General features: G+C 59.0%; 11 protein-coding genes. 5 read left to right on the plus strand and 6 right to left on the minus strand.

The features are described 5' to 3' along the window. Window positions 1-22: 22 nt before the first annotated feature. Window positions 23-1,171: an iron-containing alcohol dehydrogenase gene (locus AS136_RS08945; protein ID WP_023323366.1), complete on the minus strand. Its 1,149-nt coding sequence runs from the start codon at window positions 1,169-1,171 to the stop codon at window positions 23-25. Between the two features lie 135 nt (window positions 1,172-1,306). On the opposite strand from AS136_RS08945, the gene AS136_RS08950 reads away from it, so the two are divergent. After that, entirely contained in the window at window positions 1,307-1,930 is a 624-nt protein-coding gene (locus AS136_RS08950; RefSeq protein WP_012540364.1) for a glutathione S-transferase family protein, read from the plus strand. Between the two features lie 53 nt (window positions 1,931-1,983). Here AS136_RS08950 and gorA read toward each other — a convergent pair whose 3' ends face one another. After that, window positions 1,984-3,336, minus strand: a complete 1,353-nt coding sequence (gorA, locus tag AS136_RS08955) for a glutathione-disulfide reductase (protein ID WP_023323365.1) — start codon at window positions 3,334-3,336, stop codon at window positions 1,984-1,986. Between the two features lie 72 nt (window positions 3,337-3,408). After that, window positions 3,409-4,251: a 23S rRNA (adenine(2030)-N(6))-methyltransferase RlmJ gene (locus AS136_RS08960; protein ID WP_008806933.1), complete on the minus strand. Its 843-nt coding sequence runs from the start codon at window positions 4,249-4,251 to the stop codon at window positions 3,409-3,411. A gap of 193 nt (window positions 4,252-4,444) precedes the next feature. Between AS136_RS08960 and AS136_RS08965 the strand changes: the two genes are divergently transcribed. From AS136_RS08965 to rsmJ, 3 genes are all read left to right on the plus strand, one after another. After that, entirely contained in the window at window positions 4,445-5,716 is a 1,272-nt protein-coding gene (locus AS136_RS08965; RefSeq protein WP_023298311.1) for an acid phosphatase, read from the plus strand. Window positions 5,717-5,898: 182 nt separating this feature from the next. After that, entirely contained in the window at window positions 5,899-7,941 is a 2,043-nt protein-coding gene (gene prlC / locus AS136_RS08970) for an oligopeptidase A (protein WP_008806935.1), read from the plus strand. Between the two features lie 7 nt (window positions 7,942-7,948). Then, entirely contained in the window at window positions 7,949-8,701 is a 753-nt protein-coding gene (rsmJ, locus tag AS136_RS08975) for a 16S rRNA (guanine(1516)-N(2))-methyltransferase RsmJ (RefSeq protein ID WP_022066426.1), read from the plus strand. A gap of 145 nt (window positions 8,702-8,846) precedes the next feature. Here rsmJ and dtpB read toward each other — a convergent pair whose 3' ends face one another. Both dtpB and uspA read right to left on the minus strand, forming a co-directional pair. Next, window positions 8,847-10,319, minus strand: coding sequence for a dipeptide/tripeptide permease DtpB (gene dtpB / locus AS136_RS08980; protein WP_023323364.1), 1,473 nt, complete (start codon window positions 10,317-10,319; stop codon window positions 8,847-8,849). A gap of 256 nt (window positions 10,320-10,575) precedes the next feature. Further along, entirely contained in the window at window positions 10,576-11,013 is a 438-nt protein-coding gene (uspA, locus tag AS136_RS08985) for a universal stress protein UspA (protein WP_004145166.1), read from the minus strand. 382 nt (window positions 11,014-11,395) lie between these two features. Between uspA and uspB the strand changes: the two genes are divergently transcribed. Further along, complete coding sequence (gene uspB / locus AS136_RS08990; protein ID WP_002921203.1) at window positions 11,396-11,731, plus strand: universal stress protein UspB; 336 nt, start codon at window positions 11,396-11,398, stop codon at window positions 11,729-11,731. 59 nt (window positions 11,732-11,790) lie between these two features. Here uspB and pitA read toward each other — a convergent pair whose 3' ends face one another. Next, window positions 11,791-13,287: an inorganic phosphate transporter PitA gene (gene pitA, locus AS136_RS08995; RefSeq protein WP_008806938.1), complete on the minus strand. Its 1,497-nt coding sequence runs from the start codon at window positions 13,285-13,287 to the stop codon at window positions 11,791-11,793. Window positions 13,288-13,468 lie beyond the last annotated feature (181 nt).

The following is a 13,468-nucleotide window of genomic DNA, read 5'->3' on the forward strand; positions in this document are numbered from 1 at the left end:
ACAAAATTTTATCCCGGGGCGCTCACTCCCACGCCGCCTCCAGCATCTCCAGCAGCTGTTCGCCGCTCAGGCTGACCGGATTGGCCTTCATTGATGAGGAGGTGCTGGCGGCCAGCGCCGCCGGTTCCAGCGCATCGCGCGCTACGCCGAGGTCGCGCAGGGTGCCAAGGCCGGCGCGATGGCTCCATTCCCGCAGACTGTCCCAGACCCGATCCACAGGGACGTCCAGCCCGTCGGCCAGCCAGCGGCGAACGTCGTTGAAGCGCTGGCGCAGGGCAGGGTCGCTTATCTGCGACTCATTGAGCGCCAGGCCAAACGGCAGCAGGCTGCCGCATAAAGCACCGTGCGAGGCGCGGCTCAGGCCGCCCAGCGGGCCGGCAAGGCCGTGGATCACTCCCAGCCCGGCGTTCGCCAGCGCCAGTCCACCGCACAGGCTGACCCAGGCCATCTCGTCGCGGCTGGCCGGACACTCTTGTTCCATCAGGATTTTCAGCGCGCGGATGCCCCGCGGGATCGCCTGCTGGCAGAGGGCATCGGTGAAGGGAGTGGCCCGGCTGCAGAGCCAGGGCTCGATCACCTGGGTCAGGGCATCGAGGCCGGAGCTCAGGGTGATGCTCCGCGGCGCGTTGTCGGTCAGCGCCGGGTCGACAATCGCCAGGTCAGGCAGCATTCGGTCGTCGCGCAGGCTCACTTTCCGCTGTTGTTCCGGGACGTTGATCACCGCATTTTTGGTGACCTCCGCGCCCGTCCCGGCGGTGGTCGGGATCGCCACGAACGGCAGCGGACTGGCTTCCAGCTGACGACCCGTTCCCACCACCTCCAGATAGTCGACCAGCGGGCCGGCGGCGGGCACCAGCGCCGCAATCGCCTTACCGGCGTCAATCACCGCGCCGCCGCCGAGGCTGACCACTGCCCGGACGCCTTTCTCGCGCGCCAGCTGGACGCCCTGCTCGATATCGATAAGCCAGGGTTCGCGGCTTATCGCCAGCATCGTGACCTCCAGCTGCAGCGCCTCCAGCTGATGGCGCAGAAACGCCGCCCGCTGCGGGCTGGCGCCATGCACCAGCAGAATGGGGCCGCCCTGCTGCGCCAGCCAGGGGGCAGCGCTCAGGGCCTGACCACGGCCAAAACGAATATTTGCGGGCATCAAAACGGTAAAAGGGGTCAACATGTCGGGTTCCTTTTCGGCAAACAGGCTGGAATCAACTATACACATTATCCACTACTCTGCCTGGTTGCTGGCTGGCAAGGCTGACAATAGAGTAGAGTGAAAGATCTCTCTTTTATGGCTGAGGAATCGCTGACAATGCTAACAATTCTGGGCAAACGCTCTTCAATCAATGTACGGAAAGTGTTGTGGACCTGCGAGGAAGCCGGGCTGGCGTACCAGCAGGAGGATTACGGTAGCGGATTTAAGCCTCTGGATACGCCTGAGTTTCAGCGCCTGAATCCTAACAGCCTGGTGCCGGTGCTGCTGGACGGTGACTTCGTGCTCTGGGAGTCGAACAGTATCTGCCGCTATCTGGCGCGGAAAGCGGAGCGCTGGGATCTGCTGCCCGCCGAGCCACAGCCCGCCGCCGAGGTGGAGCACTGGATGGACTGGCAGGCGACCGAGTTTAACACTGCCTGGCGCCATGCCTTTATGGGGCTGGTGCGTAAAGATCCGCGCTTTCAGGATCCGGCGGCGATTAAAGAGAGTATTGCCACCTGGACCCACTGCGTGCGCATTGTCGAAGCGCAACTGCAGCGTACCGGGGCGTGGATAGCCGGCGAGCGCTTCACTCTCGCCGATATCGTGCTGGGGCTGTCGGTGCATCGCTGGAAGATGACCCCTTTTGCCCATCCGGAGATGCCGGCCGTGGAACGCTGGTATATGGCGCTCAATCAGCGCCCGGCGTTTATGCGCCACGGCAATAACGGCGTGGCCTGAACATAAAAAAAAGAAGCCCCTGGGGCTTCTTTTTATCATCCGGCGATCGCGTCTTAGCGCATGGTGACGAACTCTTCTGCCGCCGTCGGGTGAATGGCAACCGTGTTGTCGAAGTCTTTTTTGGTGGCGCCCATCTTCAGGGCCACCGCAAAGCCTTGCAGCATCTCATCCATCCCGAAGCCAATGCCGTGGATCCCGACAATCTTCTCTTCCGGGCCGACGCACACCAGCTTCATGCGGCACGGCTGGCGGTGCGAGGTGACGGCGGTGTACATCGCGGTGAAAGAGGATTTGTAGACCTTCACGGCATCGTCGCCGTACTGCTCGCGCGCCTGCGGCTCGGTTAAGCCGACGGTGCCGATAGGCGGGTGGCTGAAGACCACGGTCGGGATGTTGCTGTAGTCCAGATGCTCTTCCGGCTTGTTGTTAAACAGGCGTTCGGAGAGGCGACGGCCTGCGGCCACGGCCACCGGGGTCAGCTCGACGGCGCCAGTGTTATCGCCCACCGCGTAGATGCCCGGCACGTTGGTGTTCTGGAACTTATCAACGACGATGTAGCCTTTTTCGTTGGTTTTGACGCCAGTAGCCGCCAGGTCGAAGTTATCGGTCGCCGGTTCGCGGCCAATCGCCCAAATCAGGCAATCTACGGTCTGGCTGCGGCCATCTTCCAGCTCCAGCGTCAGGCTGCCGTCGGCATTCTTGACTACCGCTTTCGGGATCGCGTTGGTGTGGAGCTGTGGGCCTTCGGCGTTCATCACTTCCACCAGGGTCTCCACGATCAGCGGATCGAAGCTGCGCAGCGGCGCGTGTTTACGCACGAACAGGTGCGTTTCGGCGCCGAGGCCGTTAATCACCCCCGCCAGCTCAACGGCGATATAGCCCGCGCCGACCACCGCCACGCGCTTCGGCAGCGCCGGCAGTTCAAAGAAACCGTCGGAATCAATACCGTATTCCACACCCGGAATATTCGGGTGGCTCGGCCGGCCGCCGGTGGCGATCAGGATATGGTCAGCGGTGATCGTCTCGCCGTTCACTTCCACGGTATGGGCATCGACAAAGCGCGCGAAGCCTTTGATCACGTCGACGTTGTTCTTACCCAGTACGTTGTCGTAGGAGGTATGGATGCGGTCGATGTAGGCGCTACGGCTGGCGACCAGCTTCTCCCAGTCGAAATGGTTGATGGTGGTATCGAAACCGTAGTCCGGGCCGTAAAGATGAATCGCTTCGCGGATCTGCGCCGCATGCCACATTACTTTTTTCGGCACGCAGCCGACGTTGACGCAGGTGCCGCCCAGTTCTTTGGCTTCAATCAGCGCGCACTTCTGGCCGTACATGGCCGCGCGGTTAATCGAGGCGATACCGCCGCTACCGCCGCCGATGGCGAGGTAATCATAATGTTTGCTCATGCCCATATGTCCTTAATCGTTGATTGCCGCGATTGTAGCGCGAGGCTTAAAAGGTTCCACCGATGGTTGCGATTACTCCGGTACGATCCAACTGACGGTGGCGTGGCCGGTGCCGGCCGGAACCAGCTTGCTGTGCAGCCACGGCAGCACATTGTTCATCTGCTGCTCCAGCTTCCACGGCGGGTTGATGACGATCATCCCGGAGGCGGTCATGCCGCGCTGGTCGCTGTCCGGACGCACCGCCAGCTCGATTTGCAGAATTTTGCGAATGCCGGTGGCTTCTAACTCTTTGATCATGCGTTTGATCTGTGCGCGCAGCACGACCGGATACCACAGGGCGTAGGTGCCGGTGGCGAAGCGTTTGTAGCCTTCGTGGATCCCGGTCACCACCGCCTGATAGTCGGTTTTAATTTCGTACGGCGGGTCGATCAGAATCAAACCGCGGCGCGATACCGGCGGCAGCTTGGCTTTCAGCTGCTGGTAGCCATCGGCTTTATCGACGCGCGCGCGGCTGTCTTTCTGGAATTCAGCGCGCAGCAGCGGGAAGTCGCTCGGGTGCAGCTCGGTCATCTGCAGGCTGTCCTGCTCGCGCAGCAGCTGGCGGGCGATCAGCGGAGAGCCCGGGTAGTAGCGCAGCTGGCCATTACGGTTGAAGTGTTCGACCACGGAAATATACGGCTCCAGCTCTGCCGGCAGGTCGTCCTGCTGCCAGATGCGGGCGATGCCTTCGAGATACTCGCCGGTACGCTCGGCGTGCTCGCCGCTCAGCTGATAGCGGCCCGCGCCAGCGTGGGTGTCCAGGTAGAGAAACGGTTTTTCTTTCTCTTTCAGCGCTTCGATGATCAGGCTCTGAACGGTGTGTTTGAGGACGTCGGCGTGGTTGCCTGCGTGAAAGCTGTGGCGATAACTGAGCATGGATACAGAGATTCCGGGAAGTAAACAAGTTAACCGATAGTTTACCGCAGATCGGCCGAGATTACCGCTGCGCCGCCGCGCTGTTTCATTTCTGCCAAAAGCGTTGCAAAACATAACGCTGTCATAAAAACGTCAAACGGCCGCGCTAGCGTCGGGTGCAGGCAAGGTAATTATCTGAATAAAAGGAAAAATAATGAAAAGGCAACTCTCACTGCTGGCCATCGCGCTGCTGCTGGCGCAACCGGTTCTGGCCAAAGACATCCCGCTGGACAGGGCGGCGGCCCTCGCCAATAGCGTGACGCCGGCTGCCTCCAGCCAGGCGTATGACGATCTTGAGCAACAGGCGCTGACGCAGCTACGTCACGCTCTGCAGGGGGATGCCGCCACGCTGACCCGCGATCGGCTGGCGCACACGAAACAAAACAAAACTCAGGCCGATACCGCCTGGCTGAAGGCCAGCGGCTATGACTTCCAGACCCGGGCCAACCAGCAGGCGGGTATTGCGCTGTTGTCGGCGTTCAGCACCCTGCCGGAGACCGTCGTGAAGCAGAATCTGGCGACGGTGACTAGCATCAATCGCGATGCCGTGCAGACGACACGCCGTCAGGCGCTGGCCGATGCGGAAGGGATTAGCTACCTCTACTTCCTCAGCGATGCGCTGGGGCCGCGGCTGGGCAAAGCGTTTCTGACCGCCTATGACCAGGGCGCGCTGGGGAAAGCGGCAGCATTGATCAAAGCCTCGGAAGTCAGCACCGGCGAGGCGAAAAAGCACTTCAACAATCCGCGGCCGTTTCTGGTTCAGGGCAACACCATTCACCTGGTGCCGGACGACGTGGTGGTGAAGGATAACCAGCCCTATACCGCCGACGGCGGCTCGTTCCCCAGCGGCCACACCAACACCGGCTATACTGATGCGCTGCTGCTGGCGGCGATGATCCCGGAGCGCTACGACGCGCTGGTAACCCGCGGCGCCCGCTATGGCTACTCGCGCATCGTGCTGGGCGTCCACTATCCGCTGGACGTGATCGGCTCGCGGATGGTGGCCGAGCGCAACGTGGCCCATTATCTTAACGATCCGCACTACCGGGTATTATTTAACGAAGCTCGCGATCAGCTGCGCGCCGCGCTGGCGAAAGCCTGCGGCACATCGCTTGCTGAGTGCGCGAAGAGCAGCGTGAAAGACGATCCCTGGCGCGATCCGGCGATGCGTGATTTCTCTCGTTTCACCATGACCTACGATCTGCCGCAGCAGAAGGGGCCGCAGCCGCGTCTGCAGGTGCCTGAGGGGGCGGAAGTACTGCTGGAGGCTGCCCTGCCGCAACTGTCAGCGGCCCAGCGTCGGGCGTTGATGGTCAACACCGCGCTGCCGGCGGGTTACCCCCTTTCCGGCGCCACCCCCGAACAGCAGTTCTGGCAGCGGCTGAATCTGTCGGCGGCCTGGGAGATGGCGCAAAAAAGGCATTAATGCGGTTTCCGGCACGCTGCACCGCGTGTCGGCCTTTTCCCGCAACGGGCGGACTTATCGCAGCAATACCCAGGATGACGCACCGCCCGTCATTGAAATTCCCCCAACTATCCCCCATTCTAGATCTCATGCATAAGCGCCGGACGCGCGCTTCATTCACCCTTTTCAACAGGACAGCGCATATGACCAATCCATTACTGACGCCTTTTTCCCTGCCGCCTTTTTCTGCGATCAAACCGGAACACGTGGTCCCTGCGGTCACCAAAGCGCTGGATGATTGCCGGGCCGCGGTGGAAAGCGCGGTGGCGCACGGCGCGCCGTATAGCTGGGAAAATCTTTGCCAGCCGCTGGCGGAAGTGGACGATGTGCTGGGACGCATCTTCTCGCCAGTCAGCCATCTGAATTCGGTAAAAAACAGCCCGGAACTGCGCGAAGCTTACGAACAGACCCTGCCGCTGCTCTCCGAGTACAGTACCTGGGTTGGCCAGCATGAAGGGCTGTATAAAGCCTACCGTGACCTGCGCGATGGCGATAACTACGCCACGCTGAATACTGCGCAGAAAAAAGCGGTTGATAATGCGCTGCGCGATTTTGAATTATCCGGTATTGGCCTGCCGCCGGAGGCGCAGAAACGCTACGGTGAAATCGCCGCGCGCCTCTCTGAGCTGGGCAACCAGTACAGCAACAACGTCCTCGACGCCACCATGGGCTGGAACAAGCTGGTGACCGACGTCGCCGATCTGGCCGGTATGCCGGAAAGCGCGCTGGCCGCCGCTCAGGCTCAGGCCCAGGCGAAAGAGCAGGAAGGGTATCTGCTGACCCTGGATATCCCGAGCTACCTGCCGGTGATGACCTACTGCGACAACCAGGCGCTGCGCGAAGAGATGTACCGCGCCTACTCCACGCGTGCCTCCGATCAGGGGCCGAACGCCGGTAAATGGGATAACAGCCCGGTGATGGCGGAGATCCTCGCTCTGCGCCATGAGCTGGCGCAGCTGCTGGGCTTTGACAGCTATGCCTTTAAATCCCTCGCCACCAAAATGGCGGAGGATCCACAGCAGGTGCTCGACTTCCTCACCGACCTGGCAAAACGCGCCCGTCCGCAGGGCGAAAAAGAGCTGGCCCAGCTGCGCGCCTTCGCCAAAGCCGAGTTTGGCGTTGATGAACTGCAGCCGTGGGACATTGCCTACTACAGCGAAAAACAGAAGCAGCACCTCTACAGCATCAGCGATGAGCAGCTCCGCCCCTATTTCCCGGAAAACAAAGCCGTTAACGGCCTGTTCGAAGTGGTTAAGCGCATTTACGGCATTACCGCTAAAGAGCGTACCGATGTCGATGTGTGGCATCCGGAAGTGCGCTTCTTCGAGCTGTATGACGAACACAACGAGCTGCGCGGCAGCTTCTATCTTGACCTGTATGCCCGCGAACATAAACGCGGCGGGGCGTGGATGGACGACTGTGTCGGCCAGATGCGTAAACTGGATGGTTCCCTGCAGAAGCCGGTCGCCTACCTGACCTGTAACTTCAACCGCCCGGTCAACGGCAAACCGGCGCTGTTCACCCACGACGAAGTGATTACCCTGTTCCACGAGTTCGGCCACGGTCTGCACCACATGCTGACCCGCATTGATACCGCCGGCGTTTCCGGCATCAGCGGGGTGCCGTGGGATGCAGTCGAACTGCCGAGCCAGTTTATGGAAAACTGGTGCTGGGAGCCGGAAGCGCTGGCGTTTATCTCCGGTCATTATGAAACCGGTGAACCGCTGCCGCAGGAGCTGCTGGAGAAAATGCTGGCGGCGAAAAACTACCAGGCGGCGATGTTTATTCTGCGCCAGCTGGAGTTCGGCCTGTTCGATTTCCGCCTGCATGCGGAATACAAGCCGGAGCAGGGGGCGAAAATTCTTGAGACCCTGGCCGAGATTAAAAAGCAGGTCGCTGTGGTGCCGGGCCCGACCTGGGGCCGTTTCCCGCATGCGTTCAGCCACATCTTCGCCGGCGGCTATGCGGCAGGTTACTACAGCTACCTGTGGGCCGACGTGCTGGCGGCAGACGCCTTCTCACGCTTCGAAGAAGAGGGGATTTTCAACCGCGAAACCGGTCAGTCGTTCCTCGACAATATCCTGAGCCGCGGCGGTTCCGAAGAGCCGATGGTGCTGTTCAAACGCTTCCGCGGCCGTGAGCCGCAGCTGGACGCGATGCTGGAGCACTACGGGATCAAGGGTTAAGTCTGCGGTGAAGATCTGCTTAATTGATGAAACAGGCGCCGGAGACGGCGCCTTATCTGTTTTAGCCGCCCGCTGGGGGCTGGAGCAGGATGAAGATAACCTGATGGCGCTGGTGCTGACGACGGAGCATCTGGAGCTGCGTAAGCGCGATGAGCCCAAACTTGGCGGCATCTTCGTCGACTTTGTCGGCGGGGCGATGGCCCACCGGCGCAAGTTTGGCGGCGGCCGCGGTGAAGCGGTCGCCAAAGCGGTGGGTATTAAAGGTGATTACCTGCCGGATGTCGTCGACGCCACCGCCGGGCTGGGACGCGATGCCTTCGTGCTGGCGTCGGTCGGCTGCCGCGTGCGGATGCTGGAGCGTAATCCGGTGGTCGCCGCGCTGCTCGACGATGGCCTGGCGCGCGGCTATGCCGATGCGGAAATTGGCGGCTGGCTGGAGGAGCGGCTGCAGCTGATCCACGCCTCCAGCCTGACGGCGCTGACCGATATCACCCCGCGTCCGCAGGTGGTGTACCTCGATCCGATGTTCCCGCATAAGCAGAAAAGCGCGCTGGTGAAGAAAGAGATGCGCGTCTTTCAGTCGCTGGTGGGGCCCGATTTAGACGCCGATGGCCTGCTGGCCCCGGCGCGCCAGCTGGCGACCAAACGGGTGGTGGTGAAGCGCCCGGATTACGCGCCGCCGCTGGCGGAGGTCGCCACGCCGAACGCGGTGGTGACCAAAGGGCATCGGTTTGATATTTACGCCGGTACGCCGGAGTAATATTACGCCGTGGTGGTATCTCCCGGATAGCGGCGCAACGCGCCTTATCCGGGCTACCGAATTGTCGCCCGGCTCAGCGTAGCGTAAGCCGGGAACCGCAATATCTGAACAAACGGCGCCAGCGCGGATCGGCCATCTTAAACGGTTACTCGGCGCTGGCCGGGGTATTAATCATCCGGTTCAGCCACGGCACCATCAGCGCCATCATCACCGTGACGCCCAGTGCCACCAGGCCAATTTTACTGAACACATTGGTATAGACCGGCAAGGTCTGCAGCGGATCGGTAATGTTTTCCGGCACTGCGGTGAAGGTCGCCACATAGCCGCCCAGCAGGAACGCGGCGGCCTGGGTCAGAAACCACATCCCCAGAATAAAGCCCATCAGATGCTGCGGCACCAGCGCGGCAACCATCGCCAGCCCCAGGGCGCTGATCAGCAGTTCGCCCAGGCTCTGGAACAGATAGACCAGCACAATAAACCACGGCGAGGTTAATCCCTGGGCGTCGGCAAACCACATCCCGGCGGCTGCGGCGGTCAGGAAGCCCAGCGCGCAGAGCAACATCCCGAGGGTAAACTTCACCGGCATGGTCAGGTCTTTCCCTTTGTGACCGAGATGGGTGTAGATCGCCGCCAGCACCGGACTGGCAACCACCACCCAGAAGGGATTGAGCGCCTGGAAGCTGACCGGATTGATGGTAAAGCCCAGGATCTCATGATGGACGTTGTTGATGGCGAAGAAGTTCAGCGAGGTCGGCATCTGGGCATACAGAATGTAGAACAACACCGCCTCGATCATCAGGATAAAGGCGACGAACATTTTGTTGCGTCCGGTTTTATCGAGGCGAAACGCTTCGCGGAAAAAGAACGCAATGACCACGATCGACAGGACAATCAGCACCAGGTTGGCGACCATCACGTTATGCATCAGCCAGGCGCAGAGAAAAATCATTACCACCGTCCCGGCCAGCACCAGCGCCAGATTGCGCAGGCTGAGGGGGCGATGATCCGGCTCGGAGCCAATATCTTTCACCATCCCGCGGCAGGCGAAGTAGACCAGCAGCGCGATAATCAGCCCCGCGCCGCACAGGTTATAGGTCACGGCATAGCCAAACTTTTCGGCGATCACCGGCGCCAGCGAGAGCGACAGCAGTGAACCGATGTTTATCGACATATAAAACAGGGTAAACGCCCCGTCGAGACGGGCGTCTTTAGGCGGATAGCATTTTGACAACAGGCTCGCCGGGTTGGCTTTAAACAAACCGTTGCCGACGGCGATGGTGCCGAGAGCGATAAAGATCAGCTGCGGTTTCAGCAGCGACATCCCGGTCATAAAGTAGCCGATCGCCAGCACAATGGCGCCAAGCACCAGCGTGCGTTTGGTCCCCAGCAGATGGTCGCCCACGTAGCCGCCGATGGAGATCAGCCCGTAAACCAGCGCCGCGAAGGCGCCGAAGGTGATAAAGGCCTGTTCCTGAGAGAAGCCCAGCTGTTTAACAAAGAAGACCGCCAGGATCCCCTGAACGCCGTAATAGCCAAAACGTTCCCAGAGCTCCACAAAGAAGATCATGAAGAACGGACGAGGTTGCTGCAGCAAGCCCGTAGGTGCAGTAGTATTCATATTCCTTCGCCTTGTTTTACTTTCCCAAAAAGTATGAACGCGTATGCCAGAACGCGCCGAAAATGTCTGATAACTCGCCATGCTGCGGTTATTGGCTTAATGAATAGATTATTATATAGATGTTTTGGCGAATAACTGGTTGATCACACTAATTGAATGGCGATTTTATGGCTTTAATCTCTGCCATGCGGTGAGGGGAAAGCGAAAATAAAGACGCCCGCATCGGCGGGCGTCTTACGCGGATAACACGGGAAGGTTATTCGTCTTCTTCGTCGCGCAGCGGGACGATCAGCATGTCGACATGGACGGTGTTGATCAGCTGGCGGGCAGAAGACATCAGCTTGCTCCAGAAGTCCTGATGGTGGCCGCAGACCACCAGATCCATATCATATTTTTTAATCGCATCGACCAGCACCTGGCCGAGGTCGCCGCTGCCGCTCAGGGTCTCGGTGATCGGGTAGCCCGCGTTGGTGGAGAGCTCGGTCAGCGCGTGATGGGTCTCTTCGGAGATGCGTTTTTGCATGTCGCCGAGGTTAACGTCAATCAGCCCGGTGTAGAGGTCGGAGTAATTCACATCCACGTGGATCAGGGACACTTTTGCGTTATACGGGCGGGCCATAGAAACGGCTTTTTCAACCAGTACTTTACTCTCCGGGGACAGGTCTACTGCAATAAGAATATGTTTGTAAGCCATAGTGTTACTCCTTCCATAAGTTTGTCGATGACCATTGGACCTGACAGCTGGCGCTGCCGTTTCGCCCGCGTCCTGCGTGCTACATTCGCGGGAGGGTAGCCTTTAAGGACTTCATTGTAGAAGATATTTCCTACCTTATAGCGCCCCCCGCACTCCGTCAATGCACTGGGTTCACCTAAAAGTTAAACAAATTTATCCGTCTTACGTATTGATAACGAATAACCTTGTGGTAAAAAAATTAATGGATCTCCTACACTATTTAATGAGCCGGTCGGAAAAATAAATGTGATCGGAATCGCACTCTTTACGGTATCGTCGTGGGTTATTTGGGGAGCGGTAGCCGCGGAGGATTTCTCCGTGGGCGGGTCGCCGGGGAGGAGGTATGATCAGCACTATTGCGCTGTTTTGGGCCCTGTGTGTCGTTTGTGTGGTGAATATGGCACGCTACTTCTCATCGTTGCGTGCATTATTGGTGGTGCTACGTGGTTGCGATCCCTTGCTCTATCAGTATGTTGATGGCGGCGGCTTTTTTACCTCGCATGGGCAGCCCAGCAAACAGATGCGGCTGGTGTGGTATATCTACGCCCAGCGTTACCGTGACCATCACGATGATGAATTTATTCGTCGCTGCGAACGTGTCCGTCGTCAGTTTATCCTGACCAGCGCGCTGTGCGGTCTGGTGGTGGTGAGCCTGATTGCGCTGATGATCTGGCACTAACGACATCTTCGGGATAAAAAAACGGGCCAGCAAGCTGACCCGTTTTGATCGAATGACGTTTAAATCAGTTTCAGGGAGAGCCAGTAAAGGACGCCTGAAAGGATAATCGCTGCCGGAAGGGTCAACACCCAGGCCATCAGGATGCTGGTCACGGTCTTTTTCTGCAGACCACCGCCATCCACCAGCATTGTCCCCGCTACCGAGGAGGAGAGCACGTGGGTGGTGGAAACCGGCATTCCGGTGTAGCTCGCCAGGCCGATAGAAACCGCCGCGGTCATCTGTGCCGACATCCCCTGAGCGTAGGTCATGCCCTTCTTACCAATCTTCTCGCCGATGGTGGTCGCCACGCGGCGCCAGCCGATCATGGTGCCGATACCTAACGCCAGCGCGACCGCCATAATAATCCAGATTGGCGCGTACTCGATGGTGCTCAGCATATCGGTTTTCAGTTTCTTCAGCAGACGCTGGTCGTCAGCGCTGACGTCCGGCAGCTTCGCCACTTTATCAGTGGTGTCGGAGATGCAGAGCATAATGCGACGCAGCTGACCGCGCTGATCCGGTGACAGTGAATCGTAGGTTTCAACGCCGGTCAGCATAGTCTTCACGCGGTCAAGCGCGTTGATGGTATTTGCTGGATGGCAATGAAACTCACCGTTGGCCGCGGTATTGGTATCCGGAGATGGAACCAACTGGTCAACACCGGTGGCTTTCTTCAGCAGGTCAGGGCGCTGCTGGAAGAAGGTTTCCACGTTGTTGACCGCATCGCGGGTACGAGTGATTTCGTAACCGGAGGCGTTCATATTCACCACGAAGCCCGCCGGGGCGACGCCAATCAGCACCAGCATCACCAGACCAATGCCTTTCTGCCCATCGTTGGCGCCGTGGGAGAACGACACGCCGATAGCGGACAGGATCAGGGCGATACGGGTCCAGAACGGCGGTTTTTTCTTACCGTCTTTCTTTTCACGCTCTGCGGGGGTCAGGTGGATACGCGCGCGTTTTTTGGTACCGCTCCAGTAGCGACGGAGAATGAAAATCAGGCCGCCCGCAATCACCAGACCGACGATCGGCGAGATGATAAGCGAAGCAAAAATGCCGATGACTTTCGGGATATTCAGCGCATCAACCACTGAAGTACCGGTCATCAGCGCATTGGTTAAACCAATACCGATGATGGCGCCAATCAGGGTGTGAGAACTGGAGGCCGGGAGGCCGAAATACCAGGTGCCGAGGTTCCAGATGATCGCCGCCAGCAGCATAGAGAACACCATGGCGAGGCCATGTGCGGAACCCATGTTAAGCAGCAGATCGGTGGGCAGCATATGCACAATGGCATAGGCTACGCTGAGACCGCCCAGCAGAACGCCGAAGAAGTTGAAGAGCGCCGCCATCGCCACAGCAAGCTGCGACCGCATTGCGCGAGTGTAGATAACCGTAGCCACCGCGTTTGCGGTATCATGGAAACCGTTAATCGCTTCGTAAAACAGTACAAAAGCTAAAGCAAGCAATAATAATAGTCCGGTATGTAAATCCAGACCGGCAAATAAATGTAGCATAGGACGTTACGCCATTTTGAGGACATGAACGCGGCGCATTATCAGTGACTTTAGCGGCGCGGGCAAAGTGAAATATAGACTTTTTTTGATTTTCTTCCTGTTTAGGTTTTACCCTGTTGGGAGTAATCCTATATCTTTCAATGATGTATCTAATGCGGGATTTTTCCCGCTGGTGTGACCA

The organism is Klebsiella sp. D5A (assembly GCF_001620885.1).
Taxonomy (GTDB): Bacteria; Pseudomonadota; Gammaproteobacteria; order Enterobacterales; family Enterobacteriaceae; genus Klebsiella; species Klebsiella variicola.

Coding starts and splice junctions, on each gene's coding strand:
- AS136_RS08945 (WP_023323366.1), bottom strand. CDS start 1,171: ATGTTGACCCCTTTTACCGTTTTGATGCCCGCAAATATTCGTTTTGGC.
- AS136_RS08950 (WP_012540364.1), top strand. CDS start 1,307: ATGCTAACAATTCTGGGCAAACGCTCTTCAATCAATGTACGGAAAGTG.
- gorA (WP_023323365.1), bottom strand. CDS start 3,336: ATGAGCAAACATTATGATTACCTCGCCATCGGCGGCGGTAGCGGCGGT.
- AS136_RS08960 (WP_008806933.1), bottom strand. CDS start 4,251: ATGCTCAGTTATCGCCACAGCTTTCACGCAGGCAACCACGCCGACGTC.
- AS136_RS08965 (WP_023298311.1), top strand. CDS start 4,445: ATGAAAAGGCAACTCTCACTGCTGGCCATCGCGCTGCTGCTGGCGCAA.
- prlC (WP_008806935.1), top strand. CDS start 5,899: ATGACCAATCCATTACTGACGCCTTTTTCCCTGCCGCCTTTTTCTGCG.
- dtpB (WP_023323364.1), bottom strand. CDS start 10,319: ATGAATACTACTGCACCTACGGGCTTGCTGCAGCAACCTCGTCCGTTC.
- uspA (WP_004145166.1), bottom strand. CDS start 11,013: ATGGCTTACAAACATATTCTTATTGCAGTAGACCTGTCCCCGGAGAGT.
- uspB (WP_002921203.1), top strand. CDS start 11,396: ATGATCAGCACTATTGCGCTGTTTTGGGCCCTGTGTGTCGTTTGTGTG.
- pitA (WP_008806938.1), bottom strand. CDS start 13,287: ATGCTACATTTATTTGCCGGTCTGGATTTACATACCGGACTATTATTA.